Annotated in this window: 25 protein-coding genes; 11 read left to right on the top strand and 14 right to left on the bottom strand. The window is 59.4% G+C overall.

Annotated elements, in window-relative coordinates; all coding sequences use genetic code 11:
- Nucleotides 1–78 precede the first annotated feature (78 nt).
- Nucleotides 79–1,635, top strand: coding sequence for a TRAP transporter large permease (locus VOI22_RS14920; RefSeq protein WP_323797254.1), 1,557 nt, complete (start codon nt 79–81; stop codon nt 1,633–1,635).
- 98 nt (nt 1,636–1,733) lie between these two features.
- Here VOI22_RS14920 and VOI22_RS14915 read toward each other — a convergent pair whose 3' ends face one another.
- The 9 genes from VOI22_RS14915 to VOI22_RS14875 form a co-directional block, all read right to left on the bottom strand.
- Entirely contained in the window at nt 1,734–2,858 is a 1,125-nt protein-coding gene (locus VOI22_RS14915; protein ID WP_323797252.1) for a CaiB/BaiF CoA-transferase family protein, read from the bottom strand.
- Nucleotides 2,859–2,873: 15 nt separating this feature from the next.
- The gene (locus VOI22_RS14910) at nt 2,874–4,037 is read right to left on the bottom strand and encodes an acyl-CoA dehydrogenase family protein (protein WP_323797251.1); all 1,164 of its coding nucleotides are present in this window, start codon (nt 4,035–4,037) and stop codon (nt 2,874–2,876) included.
- A gap of 44 nt (nt 4,038–4,081) precedes the next feature.
- A complete protein-coding gene (locus tag VOI22_RS14905; RefSeq protein WP_323797250.1) occupies nt 4,082–4,927 on the bottom strand; it encodes a class I SAM-dependent methyltransferase in 846 nt (281 codons plus the stop codon).
- Between the two features lie 7 nt (nt 4,928–4,934).
- Nucleotides 4,935–5,921 carry an N-acetyl-D-Glu racemase DgcA gene (gene dgcA / locus VOI22_RS14900; RefSeq protein ID WP_323797249.1) on the bottom strand — a complete coding sequence of 329 codons (987 nt, stop codon included), beginning with the start codon at nt 5,919–5,921 and terminating at the stop codon, nt 4,935–4,937.
- 28 nt (nt 5,922–5,949) lie between these two features.
- Nucleotides 5,950–6,951, bottom strand: coding sequence for an N-acetyltransferase DgcN (gene dgcN / locus VOI22_RS14895; protein WP_323797248.1), 1,002 nt, complete (start codon nt 6,949–6,951; stop codon nt 5,950–5,952).
- A 124-nt stretch (nt 6,952–7,075) separates the two neighbouring features.
- The gene (locus VOI22_RS14890; RefSeq protein WP_323797247.1) at nt 7,076–8,764 is read right to left on the bottom strand and encodes a tripartite tricarboxylate transporter permease; all 1,689 of its coding nucleotides are present in this window, start codon (nt 8,762–8,764) and stop codon (nt 7,076–7,078) included.
- 10 nt (nt 8,765–8,774) lie between these two features.
- On the bottom strand, nt 8,775–9,260 hold the full coding sequence (locus tag VOI22_RS14885) for a tripartite tricarboxylate transporter TctB family protein (protein WP_323797246.1): 486 nt from the start codon (nt 9,258–9,260) through the stop codon (nt 8,775–8,777).
- An 82-nt stretch (nt 9,261–9,342) separates the two neighbouring features.
- On the bottom strand, nt 9,343–10,314 hold the full coding sequence (locus VOI22_RS14880; protein ID WP_323797245.1) for a tripartite tricarboxylate transporter substrate binding protein: 972 nt from the start codon (nt 10,312–10,314) through the stop codon (nt 9,343–9,345).
- Nucleotides 10,315–10,529: 215 nt separating this feature from the next.
- Complete coding sequence (locus VOI22_RS14875; protein WP_323797244.1) at nt 10,530–11,540, bottom strand: tripartite tricarboxylate transporter substrate-binding protein; 1,011 nt, start codon at nt 11,538–11,540, stop codon at nt 10,530–10,532.
- Between the two features lie 149 nt (nt 11,541–11,689).
- On the opposite strand from VOI22_RS14875, the gene VOI22_RS14870 reads away from it, so the two are divergent.
- Nucleotides 11,690–12,505 carry an aspartate dehydrogenase gene (locus VOI22_RS14870; protein WP_323797243.1) on the top strand — a complete coding sequence of 272 codons (816 nt, stop codon included), beginning with the start codon at nt 11,690–11,692 and terminating at the stop codon, nt 12,503–12,505.
- A gap of 23 nt (nt 12,506–12,528) precedes the next feature.
- Here the strand turns inward: VOI22_RS14870 and VOI22_RS14865 are convergent, their stop codons facing one another.
- Nucleotides 12,529–15,027 carry a DUF1217 domain-containing protein gene (locus VOI22_RS14865; RefSeq protein WP_323797242.1) on the bottom strand — a complete coding sequence of 833 codons (2,499 nt, stop codon included), beginning with the start codon at nt 15,025–15,027 and terminating at the stop codon, nt 12,529–12,531.
- A gap of 204 nt (nt 15,028–15,231) precedes the next feature.
- On the opposite strand from VOI22_RS14865, the gene VOI22_RS14860 reads away from it, so the two are divergent.
- On the top strand, nt 15,232–17,013 hold the full coding sequence (locus VOI22_RS14860) for a gamma-glutamyltransferase family protein (protein ID WP_323797241.1): 1,782 nt from the start codon (nt 15,232–15,234) through the stop codon (nt 17,011–17,013).
- Here VOI22_RS14860 and VOI22_RS14855 read toward each other — a convergent pair.
- Nucleotides 17,010–17,270, bottom strand: coding sequence for a hypothetical protein (locus tag VOI22_RS14855; RefSeq protein ID WP_028467210.1), 261 nt, complete (start codon nt 17,268–17,270; stop codon nt 17,010–17,012). The two genes, VOI22_RS14860 and VOI22_RS14855, sit on opposite strands and share 4 nt — an antisense overlap.
- 139 nt (nt 17,271–17,409) lie before the next feature.
- On the opposite strand from VOI22_RS14855, the gene VOI22_RS14850 reads away from it, so the two are divergent.
- Nucleotides 17,410–17,916 (top strand): flagellar basal body-associated FliL family protein, encoded by a 507-nt coding sequence (locus VOI22_RS14850; RefSeq protein ID WP_323797240.1) that lies wholly within the window; start codon nt 17,410–17,412, stop codon nt 17,914–17,916.
- Here VOI22_RS14850 and VOI22_RS14845 read toward each other — a convergent pair.
- Nucleotides 17,909–18,625, bottom strand: a complete 717-nt coding sequence (locus VOI22_RS14845) for a lysophospholipid acyltransferase family protein (RefSeq protein ID WP_323797239.1) — start codon at nt 18,623–18,625, stop codon at nt 17,909–17,911. The two genes, VOI22_RS14850 and VOI22_RS14845, sit on opposite strands and share 8 nt — an antisense overlap.
- 103 nt (nt 18,626–18,728) lie before the next feature.
- Between VOI22_RS14845 and VOI22_RS14840 the strand changes: the two genes are divergently transcribed.
- From VOI22_RS14840 to VOI22_RS14810, 7 genes are all read left to right on the top strand, one after another.
- Complete coding sequence (locus VOI22_RS14840; RefSeq protein ID WP_323797238.1) at nt 18,729–19,103, top strand: hypothetical protein; 375 nt, start codon at nt 18,729–18,731, stop codon at nt 19,101–19,103.
- A 93-nt stretch (nt 19,104–19,196) separates the two neighbouring features.
- A complete protein-coding gene (locus tag VOI22_RS14835) occupies nt 19,197–19,541 on the top strand; it encodes a cupredoxin domain-containing protein (protein ID WP_323797237.1) in 345 nt (114 codons plus the stop codon).
- A gap of 10 nt (nt 19,542–19,551) precedes the next feature.
- Nucleotides 19,552–21,852 (top strand): ATP-binding protein, encoded by a 2,301-nt coding sequence (locus VOI22_RS14830; RefSeq protein ID WP_323797235.1) that lies wholly within the window; start codon nt 19,552–19,554, stop codon nt 21,850–21,852.
- Nucleotides 21,849–22,265 carry a response regulator gene (locus tag VOI22_RS14825; protein ID WP_051285107.1) on the top strand — a complete coding sequence of 139 codons (417 nt, stop codon included), beginning with the start codon at nt 21,849–21,851 and terminating at the stop codon, nt 22,263–22,265. Before VOI22_RS14830 ends, VOI22_RS14825 begins: the two co-directional genes overlap by 4 nt.
- Before the next feature lie 138 nt (nt 22,266–22,403).
- Entirely contained in the window at nt 22,404–23,204 is an 801-nt protein-coding gene (locus VOI22_RS14820) for a DUF4394 domain-containing protein (RefSeq protein WP_323797234.1), read from the top strand.
- A gap of 2 nt (nt 23,205–23,206) precedes the next feature.
- A complete protein-coding gene (locus VOI22_RS14815) occupies nt 23,207–23,587 on the top strand; it encodes a plastocyanin/azurin family copper-binding protein (RefSeq protein WP_323797233.1) in 381 nt (126 codons plus the stop codon).
- A 94-nt stretch (nt 23,588–23,681) separates the two neighbouring features.
- Complete coding sequence (locus tag VOI22_RS14810; RefSeq protein ID WP_323797232.1) at nt 23,682–24,143, top strand: DUF3237 domain-containing protein; 462 nt, start codon at nt 23,682–23,684, stop codon at nt 24,141–24,143.
- Between the two features lie 69 nt (nt 24,144–24,212).
- Here VOI22_RS14810 and VOI22_RS14805 read toward each other — a convergent pair whose 3' ends face one another.
- Nucleotides 24,213–24,803, bottom strand: a complete 591-nt coding sequence (locus VOI22_RS14805; protein ID WP_323797231.1) for a hypothetical protein — start codon at nt 24,801–24,803, stop codon at nt 24,213–24,215.
- A 123-nt stretch (nt 24,804–24,926) separates the two neighbouring features.
- Entirely contained in the window at nt 24,927–25,940 is a 1,014-nt protein-coding gene (locus tag VOI22_RS14800) for a methyltransferase (protein ID WP_323797230.1), read from the bottom strand.
- Between the last annotated feature and the right edge of the window lie 243 nt (nt 25,941–26,183).

Raw genomic sequence — 26,183 nt, 5'->3', positions numbered from 1 at the left:
GCAATCTCCTGGGGGGCAACGCGGTAACCGATGTTTGAAGCTCTATACGATCACATGTACGAATTCATAGGGGCGTACATGTTTCTCGCCCTGGCGCTGATGCTGTTTACGGGGCTTCCCGTCGCGTTCGCGCTTGGCGGGGTTGCCGTCGGCTTCGGCGCACTTGGAATCTGGCTTGATGTGCTCGATTTCGCAGTCTTTTTCCAGGTCATTCAACGGATCTGGGGCGGAGACGGCGCATCGGGCGCGATCCAGAATCCGATCCTGGTCGCCATACCCTGTTTCGTCTTCATGGGCACCATGCTGGAACGGTCGAGGGTGGCCGAGGATCTGCTGCACATTCTGCAGGTTCTCTTCCGGCGGGTTCCGGGAGCGCTCGCGCTCGCGGTGACCGTCATGGGCACCATCATGGCCGCAACCACAGGCATCATCGGTGCCTCCGTTGTCATGATGACGCTGATGGCGCTGCCGACAATGATCTCGCAGAAATATGACCGATCGCTTGCCACCGGTACGCTCGCGGCCAGCGCCACACTCGGCATTCTCATTCCACCGTCGATCATGCTGGTTCTGATGGGCAGCCTGCTCGCGGTCTCGGTCGGCAACCTCTTCATCGGCGCGATCTTCCCCGGCCTTGTGCTCTCCGGTCTTTATGTCGCCTACATCGTGACCATGGGCATCATCTCGCCTGAAAAGGCACCGGCAATCGCCGATGACGCGATCCAGATGGAGCCGAGCAACAAGGCGAACATCGCCAAGTTCTTTGGTTTCAGTGTGATCGCAATCGCCTTCTGCTACGTCATGGAGCAGAGCCATCTTGCGGATATCTTCAACTGGGGCCTGATCGGATTTCTGATGGTCTTCGGTGTCTCGATGGTCATCGGTCGGATGGAAGGCAACAGCTATCTGGGCGGTGTCCTGAAAGGCTTCGTGCCGCCGATCTTCCTGATCACTCTGGTGCTCGGCTCCATCTTTGCCGGCTGGGCCACCCCGACGGAAGCGGCCGGTGTTGGCGCCTTTGGCTCGCTGATCCTCGCCATCTCCAACAGAACGCTAAGTTGGGAGGTCCTGCGCGACGTCGTTCACCGGACCGGCCTGACCACCTCGATGATCTTCCTGATCTTCGTTGGTGCCACGGCCTTCTCGACGATCTTCCGGAACGTCTATGGCGAAGACCTGATCATCGAGTTCATCGAGTGGCTTCAGCTTGGGCCCTGGCCTCTGCTGTTCATGCTGATGTTCGTCGTCTTTATTCTCGGCTTCTTCTTTGACTGGCTGGAGATCACCCTGATCATCCTCCCCGTCTTTGCGCCGGTCATCCAGACAATGGCTCCTGCCTTCGCGCCCCATCTCGGGCTTGAGGTGCCGACCAACAACGCACAGCTCGAATTTGTGCAACAGCAGGTGATCTACTGGTTTGCGATCATCGTGGCCATCAACCTGCAGACATCGTTCCTGACGCCACCCTTTGGCTTCGCACTCTTCTACATGAAGGGCGTCGCCAAGGAGATGGTCTCGATGCAGGAGATCTATAAGGGCATTATCCCCTTCGTCATCCTGCAGCTGATCGGTCTCGCGATTGTGGTTATCTGGCCGGAAATCACGCTCTGGCTACCCAGCGTGTTGCTGGACTAGAGCCAGGCATACATCGAAACAAGAAAACGCCCGGCACAAGCCGGGCGTTTTTTTTATCGACGTCAACTCACAGCGCTTTCAGCCCAAGAATTCTGCCTTCAGGTGGCGAATTCAGCCCGGATCACATCGCTATGCTGACCGAGTGACGGCACTGGCCCGAAGGACGTATCCGCACCAACGAACTGCGCAGGCGGCGCCACCGTTTCGATAGTGCCGACGGGTGTCTCGACCGGCACCCGCCGCAAGGCAGGATGCTCCAGCACATCAGCGACGCTGTTGATGGCACCGAAGGCAATCCCCGCCGCCTTGAGTTTTTCCTTTACCCGATCCCGGCTCAGCGGGCCGAAGACTCCGTTGATTGCATCGTTCATCGCCCCGCGATTGGCTACCCGGTCGGTATTCGTGCGGAACCGCTCATCATCCGCGATCTCTTCACTCCCGAGCACAGAGGCACAAAAGCGGCGCCATTCCCTGTCGTTCTGCACGGCGATCAGGATCATATCCCCACCGGCGCAGACATAGGCTCCGTACGGTGCGATGGCCGGATGACTGAGGCCAATGCGCTGTTCCTTCAGCACGCCATAGGCCTGATGCAGCAGCCAGGGCGACATCCATTCAGTCATACCGCCGAACAGGGACAGCTTGATCTGGCTGCCCTCGCCGGTCCGCGCACGCAGCAGCAGCGCCTCCAGCACGGCCGTGCGGGCAAACATGCCGCAGGCGATATCGCAGATCGAGACACCGACCCGCCCCATTTCCTCTTTCGAGCCGGTGACCGATATCAGCCCACTCTCCGCCTGGACCAGAAAGTCATAGGCCTTCATCTCCGCATAAGGACCCTCATCCCCATAACCGCTGATATCGACCGTGGTCAGGCGCGGGTAGCGTTTGCGGAGGTCGTCCGAGCCAAGCCCAAGCCGATCCGTCGCGCCCGGCGCCAGGTTCTGCAGGAAGACGTCGGCTTTCCCCATGATCCTGTGCAGCAAAGCCAGGTCGTCCGGGTTCTTCAGATCGGCGACCAGGCTTTCCTTGCCCCGGTTGAGCCACATGAAGAAGGCGCTCTGCCCCTTTATTTCATGGTCATAACCGCGCGCGAAGTCGCCTTCGGCACGTTCGATCTTGATCACGCGAGCACCGGCATCGGCCAACCGGGAGGCGCAATAGGGTGCCGCCACCGCCTGATCGATGGAAAGCACCAGCATACCGTCGAGCGGTTTTGTCATGATCTCCTCCGCCGCTCAGTAAGAGCGCGGCAGGCCAAGCACATGCTCGGCGATGAAGGAGAGGATCATGTTGGTGGAGATCGGCGCCGTTCGGTACAGCCGGGCCTCGCGGAACTTGCGCTCCACGTCATATTCCTCCGCGAAACCGAAACCGCCATGGGTCTGCATGCAGGTATCCGCCGCATCCCAAGCCGCTTCCGCCGTCAGCAGCTTCGCCATGTTGGACTCGGCGCCGCAGGGCTCTCCAGCCTCGAACATCTTGGCCGCCTTCTCCGCCATCAGAGCCGCGGCCTCGGTCGCGGCAAAGGCTTTTGCGATGGGGAACTGAACGCCCTGGTTCTGTCCAATCGGACGGCCGAACACTTTCCGGTCGTTGGCGTAGTTGGTCGCCTTCTCGATGAACCAGCGAGCATCACCGATGCTCTCGTGCGAGATCAGGATCCGTTCCGCGTTCATGCCGTCGAGGATATAGCGGAAGCCCTTGCCCTCTTCGCCGATCAGGCTGTCTGCCGGGATCTCCAGATTGTCAAAGAAGACCTCGGTGGTCGCATGGTTGACCATCGCGCGTATCGGCCGGATTTCCAGCCCGTTGCCTTTCGCCTCGCGCATATCGACGATGAAGACGGACAGACCATCCGTGCGCTTCTTCACCTCTTCCTTCGGTGTGGTCCGGGCGAGCAGCAACATGAGATCGGAGTGCTCGGCGCGAGAGGTCCAGACCTTCTGGCCGTTCACGACATACTTGTCATTGCCTTTCTTCACCGCCGTGGTGGAGAGGGAGAGCGTATCGGTGCCGCTGGTCGGCTCCGTCACACCGAAGGCCTGCAGGCGCAACTCACCGCTGGCGATCTTCGGCAGATACTTTCGCTTCTGTTCCTCGCTGCCGTGCCGGAGCAGACTGCCCATGATATACATCTGGGCATGGCAGGCGCCGCCATTGCAGCCGGATTTGTGGATTTCCTCGAGGATCGCCGCGGCGGCGCTGATGGACAGGCCGCTGCCGCCATATTCTTCCGGGATCAGAACGGCGAGATAGCCTGATTCAGTCAGCGCCTGGACGAATTCCGTCGGATAGGCCCGCTCCCGGTCCTTTTCCCGCCAGTATTCGCCGGGAAAATCCGCGCAAAGTGCCTGAACGGCACGCCTGATCTCGGCGATAACATCGCTGTCCGTGCTCATATTTCCTCCCGTTGCGGCTCTTGGCTGCGGCCACAATCTGGTTTTCAGTCTTCTTTCAGTTTGAAGATAGCAAGCCGGACGGCAATCCGGCCCTCCTTCAAATTGCGATAGATGTGTTTCTGCTTCCGGACGAAGGACTCGCCCATGATGACCGGCGCGCCCGTCGGCGGTTCCGGCTCTCCCTTTTCCGCGCGCAGCTGACGCGCGGCACGCTGTTCGTCGAGATAGGACTCGACGAGGGCAGACTGATCTTCCGACCGCTCGGTTGTGAGCCCGGCGGCATTCACCAACGTTTCGATTTCTTCCGCAGAAACCAAATGACTGTGTTCCGGCAAGGTCGCCCAAGGGACGGGCATATGGATCGGCTCTCCCGATCCGGCGACCACGTCATAGAGGCCGAACCGGCCGCCCGGCTTCAGGACACGGGCGATCTCGCGGTAAAGCTCCGCCTTGTCGGCGATGTTCATCGCCACATGCAGTGTGTAGACGACGTCGAAGCTGTTATCCGCAAACGGCATGGCGAGCGCGTCGCCCTGCTCGATCCGGATACGCTCGAGCCCGACCAGGGCATTCAGCTGCCGTGCGCCATCACAGAAAGCCTCAGTCAGATCAATGCCAGTGACATCCGCGCCGTAACGGGTCGCGGCCATACGCGCCGGTCCACCCAGGCCGCAGCCGAGGTCCAGCACCTTGTCACCGGGCTTGATACCGAGACTGTCCAGAAACTCCATCGCCGCCATCCGGCCGCGAAGATGCATCTGATCGACGGAATGAAGATCCGCTTCGGTGATGCTGTCCCGGCTGAGGCCGGATGCTTCAAGAATTGCGATCAGCCGGTCCGCCAGCCCGTCAGAACTATAGTGCGAGGTAACGTCCGGCAGATCGCTCATGGGCGGGCTAGCCCCAGGTTCCGAATTCGGGGGGCTGGATGATACTGCCCTGATAGGTCAGTCCCGGCTCCCGATCCTTGGCCAGCAGCAAAGGTCCGTCGAGATCGACCACGGAGCATCCCTGCGCCACAAGCACCCCTGGCGCCATCGCGAGAGACGTGCCGACCATGCAGCCGACCATCACTTCAAAACCCATCCCCAGGGCCTTGTCACGCAGCAAAAGTGCCTCGGTCAGGCCGCCGGTCTTGTCCAGCTTGATGTTGATCATGTCGTATTTTCCGACAAGTGCATCGAGGGTTTTGCTGTCGTGGCAACTCTCGTCGGCACAAACCGGCACGACACGGTCCAGCCCCTTGAGGCCTTCATCGTCTCCAGCGGGAAGCGGTTGCTCGATCATGGTAACGCCGAGCTTGGCAAACTTCGGCGCGTATTCCTGATACTGCGCCACGGTCCAGCCTTCATTCGCATCGACCACGAGCTTTGCGCTCGGGGCGTTCTTGTGGATCAGGGCAACCCGCTCCAGATCCTTCTCGTCACCGGTCATCTTCAGCTTCAAAACCGGACGAGCCGCATTCTCGGCCGCTTTCGCGCCCATCACCTCCGGCTCGTCCACGCCCAGCGTGAAGACGGTCGTGACCGGTTTCGGTTCGGGCAGGCCTGCAAGCTCCCAGACCCGTTTGCCAGTTTGTTTCGCCTCAAGATCCCAGAGGGCGCAGTCGATGGCATTGCGCGCGGCCCCCGGCGCAAGAGCAGCCGCCAGGCCGGCACGGTCCATGCCGTTGGCGAGTTCACCCGCCACGGACTCGATCTGGTCCGCGACGCTGTCCAGCGTTTCGCCATAGCGCTTGTAGGGAAAGCATTCGCCCATGCCGGCGACATCGTCGCCGGCAATTTCCACCACAATGACTTCCGACTCTGTCCGCGCGCCGCGGGAGATCCGGAAGACGCCCTGCAGCGGCCAGCTTTCACGACGGACGGTAACCGACCTGTACATCGGCTGCTCCTCTTGCGTTCGGGTTAGCCTAGAGCGACATGTTGTCGACGATGGCACCGACACCGTTGCGGATCGGATCCACAGCTGGCAGGCCGGTCTCGTCGCTCGCCTTCTTCAGGAACTCCTCCGCAGCCTTGTCATCCAGGCTGGAGGTGTTCACGCAGACGCCGACGAACTGCGCATCCGGGTTCGTCAGGCGGGCAGCCTGCAGATAGTACGGAATGCACTCGGTCAGGCTCGGAACCTTGTATTCCGGCAGGCCGCGCATATGCGGGCGATTGGCTTCGTGGCAGAGCACCAGCGCGTCCGGCTGGGCGCCATGGATCAGGCCCATGGTGACCCCCGCATAGGAGGCGTGGAACAGCGAGCCCTGGCCTTCGACCAGATCCCAGTGATCCGCATCGTTGGCCGGCGCCAGCTCTTCAACCGCTCCGGAGATGAAGTCTGCAACGACCGCATCGACGGAGACACCGGAGCCGGCGATGAAGATGCCGGTCTGGCCGGTCGCCCGGAAGGTCGCCTTCACATCGCGATTGTGCAGCTCACGTTCGATGGCGAGAGCAGTGAACATCTTGCCGACGGAACAGTCCGTGCCGACCGGAAGCAGCCGCTTGCCGGTGCGCTTCTTGCCATTCGCGACCGAGAAGTTGCCGGTCGGGTGGCGCACGTCATAAAGGCCGAGGCCCTTTTCCTTCGCCTTTGCCGCCAGAGACGGGATTGTGCTGATGCGGGTGTGCAGGCCGCTGGCGATCTCCATGCCGAGATCGAGTGCCTTTTCCAGTTCGACAAGCCAGCTGTCCGGCATGAAGCCACCACGGTTGGCAACGCCGAGGATCACGGTCTTCACGCCTGCTTCGGCGGCTTCCTCGATGGTCATGTCGGGAAGCTTCAGATCGGCCTTACAACCCGGCAGGCGGAACTGACCGACGCACCAGTCCTCGCGCCAAACCTTGACGCCATTGGCGGTCTTAGCTGCGAGCTGATCGGGCGCATCGCCCAAGAACATAAGATAAGGATTGCGGATTTCCACGACGTCACCTTGGCAAAAATGTGGTTGCGCATTGCCCCGGGCGGGGCACGAATTCATCCGTGCCCGCGCCCAGGAGAGTTATATCGACCTTTGGCCGGCTCCCTTGCGGAGCCGGCAGCCTTGGTCAGGTCTCTTCTAGATGGACTTCGTGATCACCCGCGGGAGCCACTTTCCATCCGGACGCTGCACTTCGCCACAGAAGATAGGCGGAAAGCGCTAGCAACGCTACTCCGATAATCGGCCGGACGAAGCCTTCCATCATGAAGAGCGGAACCGAGATCGCCGCTAGCAGGACCGGAATATAGGCAAGGGTCCAGGCCTTGGTTTCCCGCGCTTTCTGGTACCAGGGGAAGCCGATGGAGAAGACCGACACAAGCAGGAAAAACAGCGACCACGGCCGGGTGATGAAAAGCATCAAATCGCTGTCGATCGCCAACGAGCGTGACAGGTTCAGCTCCGCGACATGCCCAAGAACAACCCCGAGAATGATCGGTGCAAGCGGAAAACCCAACTGCCGCATCACGTAGCCGATGATCCCGAAGAAGAACAGCACCCAGATGTCATAGGAGATGTTGTTCAGGGCAAACACCCCGATGGCGCAATAGGCCAGGATCACCGAGGCCAGCACATACATCGGAATCCGCGTCACCATTACAAACAGCCGCAACGTCACGGACTGCATGCCGATCATGATGAAGTGGGCCAGGAAGAAGGCGACAAAGATCGCATATGCCAGATCGGGATTGTCGGAGATGAAGGTCGGGCTGGGCTGAACATTGTGGATCAGCAGGGCTCCGAGCATCACGGCGGTAATGATGTCGCCGGGAATGCCAAGCGCCATCATGGTAATCAGCGCCCCGCCAGCCGTCGCATTGTTCGCGCTTTCCGGCGCGATAATACCATCGGGAGTACCCGTGCCGAACTTCTCCGGGGTCTTCGACGCTTTCTTTGCCTGGTCATAGGCCAGAATGTTGGAGATCGAGCCACCAGCAGCGGGAAGCACTCCCGTAAACACACCGATCACGGACGACCGGAGCAGGTTGGTCCAGCGGGCGAACACCATCCTGATCGCCTTCATATGCTCAATGCGGATCCGGGCATCGGCGCCCGATGCATCCATCAATGGCTGCCGTGCCTTTACTCTGTCCTGCAGATCGGACAAAAGCTGACTGAACGCGAATAGGCCGATCAGGACCGGCAGGAAGGTGAAGCCGGATTCCAGATCATCAATGCCGAAGCTGAAACGCGCCACGCCATTCACCTCGTCCTCGCCGATCGTCGCGATGAAGAGTCCCAGTGCGCCGGCGATCATGCCCTTGACCAGATTCTCGCCGGAGAGGCTCGCGGTGATGGTCAGGGCAAAGAGCACGAGGGAAAAATAGTCCCACGGGCCGAACTCGAGGCCGATCACGGCAAGACGCGGCGCCAGAGTCACCAGCAGGATGGCGCTGAAGATCCCGCCGAAGAACGAAGACCAGACGCCGAGGCCAAGTGCGAGACCAGGTTTCCCGTTCCGCGCCATCGGAAATCCGTCGAAGGTCGTGGCAATGGAGGATGGCGTGCCGGGAATACCGGTCAGCATGCCGGACATCAGGCCACCCGACAGACCGCCGACAAAGACACCAATCATCGTCGACAGCCCTTCGACCGGGCTGAGTCCGAAGGTGAAAGGCAGGGTCAGAACGACAGCCATCGCAATGGTGAAACCCGGGATTGCGCCGGCAATCAGGCCCGCGGTGACGCCGATCGTCATCAGTGCCAGGTTCCAGGGAGCGAAGACGTCGGCGAAAGCATACATAAGTGTTTCGATCATCGCGCTCGTCCTAATTCAGCTGCAAGAGTTCGCCGTCCGGCAGCAGAACGCCGAGACCGAAGGTAAAGATGGACCACATCAACCCGACCGTTCCAATGGCAACGGCCAGATGAAGCGGCACACGTTTCAGCTCTGGCTCACCCAGAAGCGTCAGAGCGAGAAAAACGAAACCGATGCCGCCAAGCAGCATGCCGAGGTAGGGCAAGGTCACGAGGAAGAGGAAAAACAGGACATAGACGGTAATCGCGTTACGGTACCGACCAAGACCACCGCTCCCGGCGCCGTTCTCCGTTTTGACAACGGACGGCTTGAGCACACTCTGCCCGAGCATTGCGAGACAAAAGACCGTCAGCACCCCGAGCACGACCTGAGGCCAGACGCTCGACTGCATTGTCCCGTAATTTGTCTCTTCGATCTCCAGGCTCGCGGAAATCATGACACCGCAAAAGACCAGAAGCAGCAAAGCAATCAACGTATCGCGATTCAAGCGCGCCACCGGCGTTCCTCCATATCCCTTGTCGTTAAACGCAAACGGCGGCCCCCGGGGAACGGGAGCCGCCGCGCGCAGGGCTGATTAATCAGTCGCCCTTGTACAGTCCAACTTCAATCGCGATCCGCTTCCAGTCCGCGAAGGTCTTCTCAAAGTAAGCTGTATACTCTTTCGGGCCGAGATAGTTCACGGTCGTGCCCTTGGCGGTCATCGCTGCGACCACTTTCGGATCGGCAGCCGCTTTCTTGAAGACTTCGGCGTAGTGATTGATTACGTCCTGGCTGACGCCCTTCGGCAGAACAACACCGCGGTCCGTACCATAGATCAGGTTGTAGCCCTGTTCTTTCAGGGTCATGACATCCGGGATTTCCGAGTTCCGCTCCGGCGTGGTGATACCAAGCGCCTTCAGCTCGTTCGTCTGGATGTACTTCTTTGCCGAGGCAAGGTTGATTTCACCGATGTCGATGTTCTTGGCCAGAAGAGCGGTCATCCGCTGACGGGTACCGTCATAGGAAACGTGCTTGAATTTCACGCCTGCGGCATCTTCAAGCAGCAGGAAAATGAAGTGGCTGGTGGAACCGAGCGTTCCGCCGGCCGTTACCGAGCCCGGTGCCTTCTTGGCGGCTTCGACCAGTTCCTTGATGTTATTGTACGGCACATCCGGGCTGGCGCCGATGATGGCCGGAGTCCGGGTCAGCAGCACAACCGGCTCGAACGCGTCCCAGGTGAAGTCCACCCGGCCGTTGAAGAAGCTGGTCAGTGCGCTCTGGTGAATGGCGAACAGGGTGCAGCCGTCCGGCTTCGCCTTGCGGGCTTCCTTGGCGCCCTTGTTGCCACCCTGGCCACCGATATTAACAACCTGCAGCTTCGGCTTGGCGCCGGCTTCGTTCGCTGCTTCGACGAACTGGCGGAAGATGACATCGGTGCCACCGCCCGCGCCCCACGGAACGATCAGTTTGGCGGTACGGCAGGACAGATCCGCGGCCTGGACGGCCGGCGCGCCGGCAAAAGCAACTGACGCTGTCGCAAGAGCCGCGAAGAGTGCTGTCTTGAGCTTCATTTTATTCTCCCTTAAGGCACACCGACCGGACGGACGGTGCTCGAAACCTTCCAGGCGCACCAGAAGCGCGCCCATCTTGTGGCTGACACCCTATGAATACCCTGCCATCTGTCAACTGTTCACAAACGTTTCCGTGGGCATTCCATTGCAACGTGCATAAAGTAAAGTAATTCGCCCAGTGGCCAGGCATATTGATTCAACGAAGTCTTTCGCCCTCAGCTTTTTTGTCCCAGGCGCCCGCCGTTATTCTGGCGTTGAATCATTTCACCCCAATCGGCTGCAAGATTTTCGAGATATCGGGCAAATCCGTCACCGGTGATTAAGGCTGCCTCAGTCCCGTATTCATTGTGCAGGTCCGCCAGAACGCCCCGGGTTTCCATGACCTTCTGCATGATTTCGGTAAGGTTTTTGACGATATCGTTTGGCATGTCGCGTGGCCCGAAGAGCCCGTGATCAATCCCGAATGTCAGCCCGCCCGCCTCAGATCCAATCGTCGGCACACCGGCCAGCATGCCCGGCTCAAACGCTCCACTGACCGCGAGCACATGCAACTGCGTCTCTTTGATCCGCGCCGCCGCGGCCTTGAGAGAAACAAATCCCGCCAAACCCGCCGGACCACTCACCAACTCCCGATAGCGCGAAATGCCGCTGGGGTAGCTGCGGATCCGAAAACGCACACCGAGCGACTCTTCCATCCTCAGAAACAGCAATTGTTCAAGCGGGTCCTCAACGAGGGCGAAAGTAACGCTCTCCGGCTTCTCGCGAAGTCGGGCAACAATGCCGGAAAAACTTGGCGGCTCCGGTTTCTCACCCTTCGGAGTGGCGGGGGGCGGCGCTCCGGCCGACAACACGATTGCCATCGGCGTCCGGGTCAACAGGGCTATCGGCTTGAATTCGCGCCAATCGGTCTTGCCTTTACCCAGAACCTCGAACGCGACCTGAATCTGGGTGTCGAGCATCAGAGTGCAGCCGTTAGGCGCAGCATCCTCGATCAACTGACGAGCAATATCCCGGGGCCGGTTGCGGACCCGGAAGGCGGAGCCCCCAAGCTTCGTCGCCGCATCCGCAACGGCGCGGCCAACCAGATCGCCGGCAGAGCCGACCGCTGACGGTACGATTATGGAAACCGTAATACAGGAAAGCTCTTGTGCCCGGACTTCGTTTGGACGCGTGAGCAGCGCCAAGACGGCCAAGACCACAAGCATCAGGAATTGAAATGGTCTCATTGTGCTCCCATTCGACTGGCGCCCACTATACCCGGCCCGGTATCGCCGTCCAGCGGCAGCAGATTGCCGCGGCCGTTTGACCCGTCGGGATTTTCCGCTACAGAAGGGTGACGAACTCATCGCGCAATCTGGGAACGAAGGAAACAGAAATGGCTGAAAACATGAAAGTCGGCATCGGCGGACTGGGTGCAATCGGCCTGACACTGGCCCGCGCGATCACCGACGGCCGCCTGCCCGGCCTCGAACTCGGCGCCGTTTCTGCCCGCAATGTGGAAAAGGCCCGGGAAAATCTGGCGTCCATCGGCGCCAGCGCACCTGTCATATCACTGGAAGCCCTGGCCGATACCTGCGATGTCGTCGTCGAGTGCGCCCCGGCTTCGGTGTTCCCGATAGTCGCGGAAGCAGCGATCTCCAAGGGACGGATCTTCGTGCCGGTCAGCATAGGAGCCCTGCTCAACCACATGGAGCTTGTTGAGAAAGCGAACGAGACCGGTGCCCGGCTCATTCTGCCGACGGGCGCCCTGATCGGGCTGGACGCCGTGCGCGCCGCTGCGGAGGGTGTTATCGAATCCGTGACGCTGGAGACCCGCAAGCCGCCGCGCGGGCTCGGCGGCGCCCCTTATCTCGTCGAGAATGACATCTCTGTCGAAGGACTGACCGAGGCAAAGAAAGTTTTCGAGGGAAATGCCCGGGCCGCAGCTAAAGGTTTCCCGGCCAATGTCAATGTCGCGGCTGCGCTCAGCTTGGCCGGCATTGGCCCGGACCGGACCAGCGTAGAAATCTGGGCGGATCCGTCTGTCACCCGCAACACCCACACAATCAGGGTCGAGGCGGACAGCGCGCGCTTCACCATGACGATCGAGAATATTCCGACGGAAGAGAACCCGAAGACAGGGAAGATCACGGCACTCAGCGTTATTGCGACCCTGCGTCGCCTGAACGCGCCGCTGACAGCGGGAACTTAATCTCCATCAACAGACCTGGCGGTCTAGCTGAGCAGATTAAGCAGACCGCCACCGCCGCTGATATCCTGAAAAAGACCAACCAGAGACGCGTTCTTGGGCTGCGCAGTGGTGCTGCCGCCGATCGCTTCGAGGTCCTTCTTTATCAAATACTGCTCGATGAACTTGATCGCATAGTTCGTGTTCTCAAGCGGCTTCAGAAAATCGAGAGACTCCGCCGACCCGCTCGTATTGGTAAGCGAAGATTTTTTCTCGCCCAGAATCGAATTCTGGATGTTCAGCGTGAACTTCTCCGCATTAATACGACTGAGGGTCGATCCGACCGAGAACAGGGCATCGTTAAGAATACTCTCGCGCGATGCCGCCAATCCGCCGCTGACAGCGACATACTGGAGTGAACTCAGGGCGTTCTTGAAATCTTCTTTGAAGCCACCTTGCGCGTCGACAGTGATTGTCGTGCTCAGCGTTCCAAGAGCGATTTTAAGATCACGGCCGAATTCCTTGAGCAGATTGTCCCCGCTCTCACCCGCACGCTGGATGATCGCGTCGAGGTCACCATTGATCTGCCGAATTTCAGCATCGATAGCCCCCAATGGATCCGCGACATTTGCCGCAAAAGCAAAGACTTTCCGATCCGTGACAAGATTGTCTTTCAACTCGGACAAGGAATCCGTCACCGTCGTATCGATATAGCTCAGAATACCGTTCGCATTTGCCGCGCTGAGAGTAGTGGGAAGCGCACCGAGAATCACGGTATCCAGAGAACCGCCGCGCGCATCGATATTCTTCCCGGAGGCTGCATCGGCTTCGTAGCTGATCGTGCCGCCGGTCAACAGATTGTCGAACGTGAACGTGTTCGTTCCGTCGGTCGCCGTCCCTGCATCGTTGATCAGGGATGCCAGCTCATCAAGCTTCGCACCATAAGCTGTATTCAATTCGTCAATATCGGCATCATCGGCTTGGGCATCAAATGCCAGCGTCCGAATTTCAGAGATCACTGCCGCTGCCTTCGAAAGGCGCGTGAGCCCATCATCTACTGCCGAAATCCCCTGGGACAGCGCCTGCGTGTTCAGGGAGTAACCGAAATTCACACTGCTCACGCTGCCGGCAAAACTGGATGCATTGACACCGTTATAAACTTGCGCAGATTTGAAATCAGTTTCCACAGCCTCAAAATCAACCTTGGCCGCCGCAATATCCGCAGACAAAGACCCTAGGTTGATTGCCTGAAAAGCCGCGTTGCTATTATCCAGATTTGTCAGAAAACCGGAAAGATCAAGCGAGCTGGTCACAACCGCTGTGCCATCCGACTTCACCACCGTCGTCGTCTTGGCCGACGGCAGGGCATCGATACCGCTCCCCCCATCACCTGACGGCAACAACAAATTCTCGGTCGTACCGGCAGTACTGTCGCTGTAATTCGACCCTTTGATAAAACCGTCCGCACTGGTGATTTCGGTCACCAGCCGATCAAACTCGCTCTTCAGGGCGTCAAGTTCTTCCTGCGTCTCGACCCCGGCCGCTTCTTTGAATATCGCATCGATCCGGGTCAGGTTCGGGTCGGTATTAATCAGCGCTTTTTCGGCTGCCGCGATCAATCCCTGCTGGCGGATCAGCTCCGGTATGGCCGCTTCCTGAACAGGGATTTCATCCGCAAGAACCCCGGTCGGATCAGTAATATTATCGATGTCCTGCAAGTGAATGCGAAGATCTTCGAGCTGATCCTGCAAGGTCGACAACTCAAGGCTGGCGTTCGTGACAGCGGCAAGCCCTTTTTTGACGGAGCTCAGGTCGTTATTGACCAGATCGAGCTCGGTCTTGGAGGCATTCTCCTCGTCCCGGTCCAATGTATTCAGTCTGTCAAAATCGAGTTTCGCATCGATCAAGGATTGCTGCTTCAGCACGGATTGATTAGCGATCTGCGCCGGCAAACCGAGGGCCGTCGTCACAATATTCCGCAGGGGCAAATCACCAAGAATTTCGAGCGCGCTATCAATTTCATTGATGCGCCGCAGGAAAAACACGGCCTCGCGCGCCGCCGGGTTCTCGAACCCGATCGAAACTTCGAACGCATTGGTAAGGTAATCGTCAATGACCTGGGTCTGCGCTTCAGCAGATTTCAGCTTGTTGAAGCCTTCGTTCTTGACGTTCAGAAACTTCGCCAGCTCGCCGTAACGTGAATCGGCCAGCCGGTTAGCATAGGAATTCACATCGTCCGGATCGCTGTTGATGATCGCCTTCAGCTTGCCCGGATTGTTGAGCTCCGCTTCCAGGCCGAAGGCTGTCAGGACGAATTCGAGGGTCTTGCGGTCTTTCAGAAAATCTTCGAGCGAGCTGATCTCGTTTGCGCTCGACTGGAAGTTCTTGATGTTTTTCTGAACAGCAGCGCTTTCGTAAAAATCGCGACGCGCGCCTTCCGGGTCCCGTTTGTACTTTGCAAACGCGGCAACACCTGAAGTCGTCCCGCCACTACCGGCGTTGAAGGACCCACCCAAAATGCTCAATGCGGCGGCTGCGTTAGTCATCGAACCCTCTGCTTCTGCTTGCTTTGTGCAGATATATTAACAAAAATTAATATGCACAAAACGGGCCATCTCTTCTGAGATCCCGGAACATATAGCATTTTCTCCTGAAAACTACAATGCAAGATAGAGTCTGGCGCAATTGCACCCGTGGGCATCCCCGGACTATAGTTGCCGCCCATTCCAACCGACCCTCGCGGATCAGTCATGTTTACCACCAGACCCGAAATTCGCGGCACCTATGGTGTCGTTGCCTCTACGCACTGGCTGGCCTCCTCGGCCGGCATGGCGATCCTTGAGCGCGGCGGTAATGCGTTCGATGCGGCGGTTGCCGCAGGGTTCGTGCTGCAGATTGTCGAGCCACACCTGAACGGCCCAGGCGGCGATCTGCCGCTGATCATGCACAGCGCCAAAGAAAACCGGACGCAGGTGATCTGTGGCCAGGGACCGGCGCCAAAAGCCGCGACGATCCCGGCGATCCGCGATCTCGGCCTCGATCTGATCCCAGGCAGCGGCCTGCTTGCCGCCGTGACACCGGGCGCCTTCGACACCTGGATGCTGATGTTGCGCGACCATGGCACCATGGGCCTCGGCGATGTCTTGGAATATTCCATCGGCTATGCCCGCAACGGCTACCCCGTGGTCTCGAAAATCACCGACACCGTCGAGACAGTGCGCGGGCTTTTCGAAACCGAATGGACGACCTCGGCTGCGATCTATCTGAAAGACGGCAAGGCGCCAAATCCGGGCACGCTGTTCTCCAACCCGAAGCTGGCCGATACCTACGAGCGGATCGTGCGCGAAGCGGAAACAGGCGGCGGCAGCCGCGAGGCCCAGATCGATCGGGCACGGGATATCTGGTATCGCGGCTGGATCGCGGAAACCATCGACCGGTTCTGCCGAGATGCCTACATGGACGCGACCGGACGGCGCCATAAAGCCCTGCTGACCGGAGACGATCTCGCAGACTGGTCGGCTACCTATGAAGATCCGCTGACCTACGACTATGGCCGTTTCACCGTCGCGAAGTGCGGCGCCTGGAGCCAGGGCCCGGTGATGCTGCAGCAACTCTCACTGCTGAAAGCCATGGGCATCGCCGACATGGACCCGACCGGACCGGATTTTGTCCACGCGGTGACCGAAACCTCAAAGCTCTCTTACGCTGACCGCGAAGCTTACTACGGCGATCCGAACTTCGTTGACGTGCCGATGGAAACGCTGCTCAGCGACGCCTATGCGGAAAGCCGCCGGGCTCTTCTGGGGAAAGATGCCTCCGACGCCTTCATTGCCGGCACCATCGAGGGTTACAGCAACAACATTTCCCATTCACTGCTGCCGCATGCACAGGATATTTCCGGCGCCGGCATGGGCGTTGGTGAGCCGACCGTCGGCAAGATGGGAGAGGCCCGGGGCGACACGGTCCATATCGACATTATCGACAAGGACGGCAACATGGTCTCGGCCACGCCGAGCGGCGGCTGGCTGCAAAGCTCGCCCATCATTCCAGAGCTCGGCTTCTGCCTCGGTAACCGGGCGCAGATGTTCTGGCTCGAGGAAGGCTCCCCTTCCACGCTGGCGCCCGGCAAACGTCCGCGCACAACACTGTCGCCCTCCTTCGCGCTGCGTGACGGCGAGGCTTACATGCCGTTTGGCACGCCGGGCGGAGACCAGCAGGACCAGTGGTCCCTGCTGCTGTTCCTGCATCATGCGGACCATGGCATGAACCTGCAGGAAGCCATCGATTGCCCGGCTTTCCACAATGAGCATTTCCCGAGCTCGTTCTGGCCGCGCGGCCGGGTCAACAAACGCCTGGTGCTCGAGGACCGGTTCCCTGCGGAGACTTATGCCGAACTGCGCCGCCGGGGACACGATCTGGAGGTCGGCGACCCCTGGTCCGAAGGCCGCCTGACAGCGGCCGCCAAGGATGGCGACATGTTGCGGGCCGCCGCCAATCCGCGCGGCATGCAGGGCTACGCTGTCGGCCGCTAGAGCGGCCGGCCGCGCGCCGCGCGTTCCATCAGACCTGTCGTAAGGTATTCCCGGAGATAAAGCGCGAGATCGTCATTGAGCGATATCGCGCGCTCCCGTCCGTCCTCGAACCGGAAGGTAATGACGAACCGGTCATCGACGAGATCGATCACGAATGATGCAACCTTCGGAACATCGCCCGCTGACTCCTGAGTCAGCCGCTCGTGGGGCTGTTTTGCGAAAAAATCCAGCCACTCGCGCGCTTCCTTATCCTGCATTATCCCCCCACTCCCTCGGCCCGCAACAGTATCATAGGATCGAAACTCCAGAGGATTGCAGCGGAAATACTGTTCATTCAAATAGGATAGCTGCTAGTGCATAAGCAATAACGGTCCCGGCCAGAATGGAGCGAGCCCCGTGAAGAAACTCATCATATTCGTCACCCTGCCGCTGATGCTCATCGTCGGTGCCGGAATGGGGGCTGTGATGTTCGGGCTGATTCCGGGGTTCGACCCGCTCGGAACCCAGAAGAAAAACGACATGGCGAACGCGAGCAGCGAGCCGAAAGAAGAGCCCTTTCTGAATGAAGCGCCGCCGACATTCGCAGCTTCTCCCCCGGACGCCGTTAATTTTCAGCTTGAAGAGTTCGTCATCAATCTGCAGACCGAACGGCATTACCCGGTCTTCATGCTGCTTAGCATCGCGTTGGAGCTGAAAGACCCGGCGGCCCAGATCCGGGTGACCGCGCTTGAACCGCGCCTCCGGGACAAGGTGATCATCTTCGCCAGCAGCCTGACCGAGCAAGAACTGAACGGCTTCGAGGGCATCAACAAAATTCGGGACGGCCTCTGGGTAAGGCTCCGCGAAATCATTCCCAAGGAGGATCTGCTTAACGTGCAGATCCTGAAGATGACGATCAAGTAGCGGCCGCGCTTTCCAGCTTGCCGGTCTGGGTTTCGATGGCCTCTTCGAGCCGGGCCATGAAACTCTTCCGGTCGAGCCCCGGCGGGATCGGCTCCAGCACATGAACGTCGATCACGCCCGGATATTTCATGAAGCTCTCGCGGGCCCAGAACTGACCCGAATTGAGGGCAATCGGCACCACCGGAACATTCAGCGCACGGTAAAGCGCGTAGACACCCGGATGATAGGCCTGCTCCGTTCCCGGTGCGACGCGGGTGCCCTGCGGGAAGATCACCACCGGCCGGCCTTCGGCAACCCGCTCCTCCGCCGCCTTGACCATCAGCTTCAGCGCACCGGCACCGGCTGACCGGTCGATCGGGACCATGCCGACGCGTCGGAGATACCAGCCGATCACCGGCAGTTTCAGCAGTTCCTGCTTCAGCACGATGGCAGGGTCCCGGCAGAACAGCTGCAGCGCGATCGTCTCCCAGGCGGACTGGTGCTTGCAGGCGATCAATACCGGGCCATCCGGCATCCGTTCCGCACCAGTCAGGCGCCAGCGCAATCCCACCACGAGGCCGAGTAGTGCAATGACACTTCTGGACCAGGCATCCCTGACGGCGCAAACCCAGCTTCGCGGTCCGAGACAGGCCGGCAAAAGCAACAGGCCGACAATTGGCGTGAGCGTATAGAAAAGAGCGTTAAAGAGCGATGCCCGGAAGGCTTTCATTTTGGAGTCCCTTGATTTATGGGACACCCTTTACTGAAGAATGCCGGGCCTGTCAGGGCAAAACTGACCGCACGCCCGTTGTACACTGGAGCCCGAAGCCCCGATGAGCGATGCACAAGGCGCCGAACGTCACGACCATGAACCCTGGTTCGCGCGCATGATCGAGGCGCTTGAAGAACAGGCCCGGGCGCAGCGGACGATCACCTATGCGGAACTCGCGGAAGCAGGAGGCATCGCCGGACGCTACCGCATCCATCGCCTGACCGAGGCGCTTGAGGATCTGACGGCACGCGACCACAGGATCGGCCAGCCATTGCGCGCCGCGGCTGCGATCTCGAAAGCCCGGGACGGTCTGCCCGGTCCCGGTTTCTTCCAGCATTGTGCCAAACTTGGCCTTTATTTCGGCCCAGACCACGGCCCGCAGGCCGAAACCTTCCATCGGCTGGAGTTGAATCGCCTATTTGTGAGATTCGGATAGCGTGGTTTCACTGGTAATTGCGCCGATGAAAGCTGATTAATTATCCTTACTTCCGATATAATCATGTATTCAGAAATTGAAGTGGACGATTTGATGTCTCTTCCAGGATTGCTTCGCGTCATACTTTCGGCGGCCGTGCTCCTCGGCACATCCGGGGCCATGATCGTCATGGCAGCGGACCCGGCCGCGACAATCAGCCAGAAGGGCCGAAATTTCACACCCGATGATATCACCGTGGAAAAAGGCGACATGGTGCGGTTCGTGAACGACGATTTTTACGGGCACAACGTCTATTCGGAGACTGAAGGCGCTGACTTCGATATCGGGCTTCAGCCTCCTGGCGAGGAGCGCGACGTTGTCTTGGAAAAACTCGGCATCGTCGATGTTCGCTGCCGGATCCACCCGCGGATGCGCATGAAGATCACCGTAACCGAATAACCGGCACGCGATGTCTCTCCGCCTCAAACTGATCGGCGCGTTCCTGGTAGCCGTGCTGGCCGCCGGCGCTCTCGCGGGGACCAGCTTCTTTGCCACATGGTCGCTCGGCGACATCGCCAAGGCGATGTATGACCGGCCGCTGCAATCGATCAATTTCGCCCGCTCCGCCCAAACCAACTTCCTGGTCCTGGAGCTGGAGGAACGGCTGACAGGTGCCTCGTCGGAAGAGCGCCTTGGCCGCCTGCGCGAAGATTTCTTCATCGATCTTGAAGTTGCCTCGGATCGTCGGATGTCGGAACGGACACTGGAGCTGGCCGAGGCCCTAAGCACGGACTTCGAAGCCTGGTGGGAGGCCGCCCATACCGCGCGGACCGATCCGGCCATGAAGCCCCAGAGGGACATCATCGCGGAACGGCTGAAGGTCAATCTCGACATCCTGGTGCAGACCGCAGCAGAGGACGGGTATCGCTTCTGGCTTGCCGCCGAACAGAGCGTCAACGATACCAAACTGCTGACGAGCTATATCCTCGGCGGCGTTCTGGTGGTCTCCCTGATCGTCGCCGGCCTGCTGGCCCGCAACATCATCAGGCCGCTGAACCGGCTCGCCAAAGGTACCATATCGCTCGCCTCGGGGGACCGCTCCGTCGCCGTCGACTCGCGCGATCGGACCAGGGGCGACGAGATCGGCGGCATGGCCCGCTCCCTGCTGGTGTTCCGGGACGTCATGAACGAGGTGCGCGAAGCGCGAGACAGCGCCGAGGCCGCCGCCAAGGCGAAGTCGGACTTTCTGGCCATGATGAGCCACGAGATCCGCACACCGATGAACGGCGTCATCGGCATGACCCGGCTGCTGCTGCGCCGACCGCTCGGCAATGAAGAAAAGCATTTCGCCGAGACCGTGCTGGAAAGTGCCGAAGGGCTGATGCACCTGCTGAACGGCATCCTTGATTTCTCAAAACTGGAAGCCGGCAAGCTCGATCTCGAACTGCTGGATTTCGACCTCCACCGTATGGTTGACGGCTCCCTTGCCCTGATGCAGGGCCGGGCGGAGGAAAAAGGCCTCACCTTCCAGGCCGATGTGGACGAGAACTGCCCGCGTTACCTGAAGGGCGATTCAGCCCGGCTGCGCCAGGTGCTGCTGAACCTGGTCGGTAACGCCCTGAAATTTACTGAAACAGGCGGCGTCACCGTCTCCGTCAGCCCGGCCTGGACGGAAGGCAGCTACCGGTTCAGCGTCACCGATACCGGCATCGGCATCCCGCAGGACAAGGTCGACCGGCTGTTCCAGGAATTCAGCCAGGCGGACAGCTCAACAGCCCGGCAATATGGCGGCACCGGGCTTGGGCTCGCCATCTGCAAGCAGATCGTGGAACTGATGGGAGGCCAGATCGGCGTCGACAGCGTCCCCGGTGAAGGCAGCACCTTCTGGTTCGAGATCCCGCTCGCCGACGGTGCGATTCCGGACAATCGCGATCTGCCGGCAAGCGCCGAAACGCTGCCGCCGCTCACTCTGCTCGTAGCCGAGGACAATCTGGTGAACCAGCAGGTCGCCCGCGGCCTGCTTGAGGCCGAGGGCCATACAGTGAAGATCGTCCCGGACGGTGCCGCCGCGCTTGCGGCGCTGGAGGCCGAGCCGCCCGGCACCTTCGACGCAGTGCTGATGGACATGAACATGCCGGTCATGGACGGGCTGGAGGCAACCCGCCGGATCCGTGCCCTCGACCCGCCGCTGTCAGACATTCCGATCGTTGCCGCCACGGCGGCTGCAACGGCCGAGGAGGTCCGACGCTGCCTTGCCGCCGGCATGGACACCTATGTCGCCAAGCCGATCCATCCGGGCCTGCTGTTCGGCGCTCTGGCCCGCGTGCTGAAGCTCGACAGTCTTGAAGACAGCAACAGTGATGACGACTGGGCGGACGATATTCCCGAAGACACCGCCTCCCCCGTGACCGAGCGATTGATGCAGGACGGGCCGGCGCTGGAGCCGGACATTCTCGCCACCTACCGGGATCAACTCGGCGAGGAGTTTGCGGATGAGATGGTGTCCGACTTTCTTGGCGCGGTCGATGCCCACGCCGCCATCATCGAGGAACACCTCAAGGCCCGGAACGCCACCGGACTGAGCGAGGCCGCCCATACGCTGAAGAGCGCAGCCGCCTCTGTCGGGCTACGCGATGTCTACCGGGCTGCACTTTCGGTTGAAACCGGCGCCGAAGCGGATCATTTAGACAACTGCACGGCAGCGGCCGAAAATCTGCTTGCTGCCCTTGAGCAAAGCCGCACCCTTTTCGACAACCAGGCCGCCAGATGAGTTTCATGACGGATCATACCAGCAGCATTCGCCCGAACTTTTCCGAATACCAGGTGATCATCGCCGAAGACGAGCCGATGGCAACCAAGCTCGCCCAGGGCGCGCTGAAACTGATGGGCTTCCGACGTATCTTCCACGCTGCGGACGGGCTGAAGGCCCTGAAGCTGCTGAACGAGCTGAACGGCGACGTGCAGCTCATCGTCTCCGACTGGAACATGCCGGAGATCAACGGTCTCGAATTCCTGCGCGCCGTGCGGAAGACCTACCCGAAGATGCGCTTCGTCATGCTGACCGGAAACGCAAACAAGGATTTCGTCATCGCCGCACGCAAATACGGCGTGGACGCCTATATCGCCAAACCCTTCACGCCGGATCAGCTGAAAAGCAAAGTCGAAGCGATTTTCAAGCTCTGAGTGCGCTCCGTTACGTATCCCGAACACTATCCCGATCTGATCTAGTCTGCCGAGTGCTTCGTAGGAAGCTGTACGCGCCTTGCTTAATTGCTCGTTTCTCGCGCTGACTGCACTTCATTAGCAGACTGGATAGCAGCAATGACCTTCTCAAGAATTCTGGCCACGGCAGCTCTGGTAACCAGCCTCACCTGGGCAGCACCCGCCTTTGCCCTTGATCTGATTGGCCTGACGGCCAACAACCAACTGCTCCTGATGACCGACACGCAGCCGGGCTCGGCGCGGTCACTCGACATCACGGGGGTGGACACCAAGGTTCTCGGTATCGATATCCGTCCGGCCGACCTCGGCCTCTATGCCGTCACCGCGTCCGGCACGATTTACACCATCGACACCAAAACCGGCGCCGCCACCCGCAAATCGAAAATCTCCGAGCGGCTGGAAGCGGTCGACAATCTGGTCGTCGATTTCAACCCCCAGGCCGACCGGTTGCGGGTCATGGCGTCAAACGGCCAGAACTTGCGCGTCAATGTCGAAACCGGCGCCGCCGTGATCGACGGCCGGCTGGCCTATGACAAGGGCGATACACATGCCGGAGAGGAGCCAGGCGTGCTGGCCGGCGCTTACATCAATTCCTACAAGGGTACGAAATACACCCAGCTGTTCGACGTCGACAGCAAGAACGGCATGTATGTCGTGCAGGACCCGCCAAACGATGGCGTGTTGAAAACCGTCGGGCCGACAGGTCTCGCCAAGGGAACAAAGATCGAAGCCATCGACATCTTCACCGACCCGAAAGACGAGTACCACGGCTTTGCTGCCGTCGGGGGCGCGCTTTACACCTTCTCCGTTGCCAAAGGCGCGATGAGCCGCGTCGGCAAGATCGCCTCGCCAGCCGGGGCCGACGTAATCGATATCGCCACGCCGGTCGTGAACCGTTGATCATGGAAACGCGAAGCCGGACACAAGGAGACAGCTCCGGCACTGATCGGAGCCGCCGTTTCGTCACACTTCTCGCGCTGACGACAGCAGCCTGCTGGCTCTCAGTCGGAGGGCTCTACGCGGCAACACCGTTTGTGATTGAGCAGGCCGGGATCGCCTTCCAGCCGAAATCCATCACCATCAAGGCCGGCGACACCGTGACCTTCCTCAACTCGGATGTGTTCGGACACAACGTTTACTCGGACAGCGAAGATGGAGAATTCGATATAGGCCTGCAATCGAACGGGTCGGAAGTGCCGGTGGTTTTCGAGAATTCGGGCCGTTTCATCCTGCAGTGCCGGATTCACCCCCGCATGCGGGCCGAGGTGATCGTCACCCCCTGAGGCTCACCTAGCGAGATGATTTTCAAGCTCTGAAAACCCGGTCATACTCCCCGTTAACGATTGGCCCGAAAGGGCATCATGGGAGGACCGGACAATGAGCCACATTCAGACAGAACATCTTTTCGACATCACACTCGCTGTCGAAGCCCCGTTGCAATTGCTCGGCCACACGCCGTACGGCGAGCGCAAGATCGCTAAGGTAACCGGCGGCAGCTTTGAAGGCCCGAGCCTGAAAGGCACCGTGCGCGGTGGCGGTGGAGACTGGATCCTGGTCCGAAATGACGGCGTGACGCAGCTTGACGTCCGCCTGGTGCTGGAAGCCGACGACGGCGCCCTGATCTACATGACCTATAAAGGCCTGCGCCACGGCCCCGAAGAAGTCATGGCCCGCATGAACGCCGGCCAGCCGGTGAACCGCGACGACTATTACTTCCGGATTACGCCAAGCTTCGAGACATCGGCGGACAAGTATCTCTGGCTGAACAAGGCGGTGTGTGTGGGATCAGGTGACCGGACGCCGGCAGGCCCGGTTTATAACGTGTATCGGGTGTTGTGAGGAACTTTAGATAACTCTGTAATATCAGGTTGTTACGCTTCATCAACGCAGACAGAGGCCGACACCAGATCAAAAAACGGACAAGACAAAAAACAAAGCAACTGCGGAGAACAGGAAATAAACGGCAAAATTGGCAACAATGAACTTCGCAGTTGCAATCCGGGATACAATCCACACCTGGGCAGAAAGATCAGCCTCTACCTGATCTAACGGTCTTCCCGAATCGAACTTTTTTTCAAGAGAACGACCGTATTCTTCCAATGTTTTATATATAGCGATGTCACGAAAATAGACTATCCCCTGGTTTTTCGAGACTTCTTCACTCTGGTACATTTTTTTATTCACCCAATTCAAGAAACTTATTCTACAGGATTTTCTCGAAATAGAGGGAATAAGCGCCAGAGCTGACAGAATAAAAGAAGAAAACAACAAAGCTATAATCAGAAAATCTTTCTCGACTAAAACAGGAAAGTTATCGGAAGACACAATACCCCAAGTCTCCCGTTGACCTCCCAATAAAAACTGAAGGTACGACAATAAAAGCGTAAAACTAACACCAGCAATTACGACGCATTTTGCGTCGCCATAGCGCACCGAGTTCCCAACTTCCCGGAACACATTCAACAAAAACCCTTTCACAACCCCACCCCGTCGGCTCATCGAGAACAATGCTGCTTTCTATAACATCATGAAAAGATAAGAAAACAGGGAATTGAGGGGGAGCTGAGCCTGCTGGCCGGCAGGGTCATAAGACACAGGACAGAGGCGAGGACATGGGGCGAATTACTCCGGCCGCACGGCCTCGGCAAGCATCGTCATGCCCGGGATCATCGGCCCGACCTTCACATCCGTGAAGCCCGTCTTGGTCAGTTGCGCCGCCAGCCATTCGTCATCCAGAGAGCGCGCCTCCGGGGTGAAAGCGGTGTGCTGGAGTTGCCAGAGGGCGGCAAGTTTCGGGCCGGTGCGGTCGGCAGTGACGACGAAATCGTGGATCAGCAAGCGGCCGCCCGGGACCAGATGGTCGTAGGCACGCTTCAGCAGGCTGTCATGCTCGTCGCCCGCCACACCGGAGAACAGGTAGGACATCAGGATCGCATCCTGTTCGCGCGGCCATTCGGTGCGCAGCGCGTCGCCAACGACATATTCGATCCGGTCGCTGAGCCCCGCCTTCTCGACATACCCCTTGCCCAGCGCGGCGACGTTCGGGAAGTCGACGATTGTCGCCGCGAGATCCGGGAACGCTTTACATAAAGTGATGGCGAAGGCACCGGTACCACCACCGACATCCAGCAGCTTCTTGCCTCCACTGAGGTCGATCAATTTCGCCAGACCGCGTGCCGGGCCGAGGGAGCCTGCATGCTGGCTGTTGGAATAGAGCTTTGCCTGTTCCGGGTCGGAGAACCAGTCGGCGTAGGAGCTGGTGGCGTCATCCGGCAGGTTGTTGGCGATGGCATCCTCGATCTGATCCAGCAGCCCGTACATCTGCCGATCTACCTGCAGGCGCAGATAGTCGCCGAAATCGTATTTCGCGCCCTTCACCAGGAAGCTCTCGGCCGCCGGCGAGTTGGCAAAGCGCCCTTCCACCGCGGAGACCACGCCGAGCGAAGCCAGCGCGGTCAGCAGGGTCTGGACCCGATCCGGATGCAGGCCGGTTGCCGCGGCCATCTCCTCGACAGAGAGCGGACCGTCTGCAAGGCAGGTAAAAACTCCATGATGCAGCGCAGCGAACAACGCCTTCGATCCCATGAATCCGAACGCAATATCGGAAATCTCTTCGGCGTTGGTCAGCAACGTCATCGTCATATCCCTGCTTTTTTATCGTTATTCCGACATAAGTTATCTGATTTTTCCAATAACTGCAAAACGGTCATGGTTTTTCGCGACCGGGATTGGATTTAGCGGCATCTGCACGGGTCAATTTATGCTGCACCGCACACGCAAATGAAGTTTGACGGGAGCTATCCGCCGGCGGCGGGCCCACCGACACCCCTCTCCTTGACTCGCTCCGCTATCGGTTGAACGATGATTCAATCAAACAGC

The sequence above is a fragment of the Nisaea sp. genome (assembly GCF_034670185.1).
In the GTDB taxonomy this organism is placed as follows: Bacteria; Pseudomonadota; Alphaproteobacteria; order Thalassobaculales; family Thalassobaculaceae; genus Nisaea.
Note: the sequence above shows the minus strand (reverse complement) of the source record. Positions and strands in the feature narration are given on the sequence as shown.

What these genes read in the sequence shown, in the direction of transcription:
- VOI22_RS14920 (WP_323797254.1), top strand. Translation starts at nt 79, where the DNA reads ATGTTTCTCGCCCTGGCGCTGATGCTGTTTACGGGGCTTCCCGTCGCG.
- VOI22_RS14915 (WP_323797252.1), bottom strand. Translation starts at nt 2,858, where the DNA reads ATGACAAAACCGCTCGACGGTATGCTGGTGCTTTCCATCGATCAGGCG.
- VOI22_RS14910 (WP_323797251.1), bottom strand. Translation starts at nt 4,037, where the DNA reads ATGAGCACGGACAGCGATGTTATCGCCGAGATCAGGCGTGCCGTTCAG.
- VOI22_RS14905 (WP_323797250.1), bottom strand. Translation starts at nt 4,927, where the DNA reads ATGAGCGATCTGCCGGACGTTACCTCGCACTATAGTTCTGACGGGCTG.
- dgcA (WP_323797249.1), bottom strand. Translation starts at nt 5,921, where the DNA reads ATGTACAGGTCGGTTACCGTCCGTCGTGAAAGCTGGCCGCTGCAGGGC.
- VOI22_RS14890 (WP_323797247.1), bottom strand. Translation starts at nt 8,764, where the DNA reads ATGATCGAAACACTTATGTATGCTTTCGCCGACGTCTTCGCTCCCTGG.
- VOI22_RS14880 (WP_323797245.1), bottom strand. Translation starts at nt 10,314, where the DNA reads ATGAAGCTCAAGACAGCACTCTTCGCGGCTCTTGCGACAGCGTCAGTT.
- VOI22_RS14875 (WP_323797244.1), bottom strand. Translation starts at nt 11,540, where the DNA reads ATGAGACCATTTCAATTCCTGATGCTTGTGGTCTTGGCCGTCTTGGCG.
- VOI22_RS14870 (WP_323797243.1), top strand. Translation starts at nt 11,690, where the DNA reads ATGGCTGAAAACATGAAAGTCGGCATCGGCGGACTGGGTGCAATCGGC.
- VOI22_RS14865 (WP_323797242.1), bottom strand. Translation starts at nt 15,027, where the DNA reads ATGACTAACGCAGCCGCCGCATTGAGCATTTTGGGTGGGTCCTTCAAC.
- VOI22_RS14860 (WP_323797241.1), top strand. Translation starts at nt 15,232, where the DNA reads ATGTTTACCACCAGACCCGAAATTCGCGGCACCTATGGTGTCGTTGCC.
- VOI22_RS14855 (WP_028467210.1), bottom strand. Translation starts at nt 17,270, where the DNA reads ATGCAGGATAAGGAAGCGCGCGAGTGGCTGGATTTTTTCGCAAAACAG.
- VOI22_RS14845 (WP_323797239.1), bottom strand. Translation starts at nt 18,625, where the DNA reads ATGAAAGCCTTCCGGGCATCGCTCTTTAACGCTCTTTTCTATACGCTC.
- VOI22_RS14840 (WP_323797238.1), top strand. Translation starts at nt 18,729, where the DNA reads ATGAGCGATGCACAAGGCGCCGAACGTCACGACCATGAACCCTGGTTC.
- VOI22_RS14835 (WP_323797237.1), top strand. Translation starts at nt 19,197, where the DNA reads ATGTCTCTTCCAGGATTGCTTCGCGTCATACTTTCGGCGGCCGTGCTC.
- VOI22_RS14830 (WP_323797235.1), top strand. Translation starts at nt 19,552, where the DNA reads ATGTCTCTCCGCCTCAAACTGATCGGCGCGTTCCTGGTAGCCGTGCTG.
- VOI22_RS14825 (WP_051285107.1), top strand. Translation starts at nt 21,849, where the DNA reads ATGAGTTTCATGACGGATCATACCAGCAGCATTCGCCCGAACTTTTCC.
- VOI22_RS14820 (WP_323797234.1), top strand. Translation starts at nt 22,404, where the DNA reads ATGACCTTCTCAAGAATTCTGGCCACGGCAGCTCTGGTAACCAGCCTC.
- VOI22_RS14815 (WP_323797233.1), top strand. Translation starts at nt 23,207, where the DNA reads ATGGAAACGCGAAGCCGGACACAAGGAGACAGCTCCGGCACTGATCGG.
- VOI22_RS14810 (WP_323797232.1), top strand. Translation starts at nt 23,682, where the DNA reads ATGAGCCACATTCAGACAGAACATCTTTTCGACATCACACTCGCTGTC.
- VOI22_RS14805 (WP_323797231.1), bottom strand. Translation starts at nt 24,803, where the DNA reads ATGAGCCGACGGGGTGGGGTTGTGAAAGGGTTTTTGTTGAATGTGTTC.
- VOI22_RS14800 (WP_323797230.1), bottom strand. Translation starts at nt 25,940, where the DNA reads ATGACGTTGCTGACCAACGCCGAAGAGATTTCCGATATTGCGTTCGGA.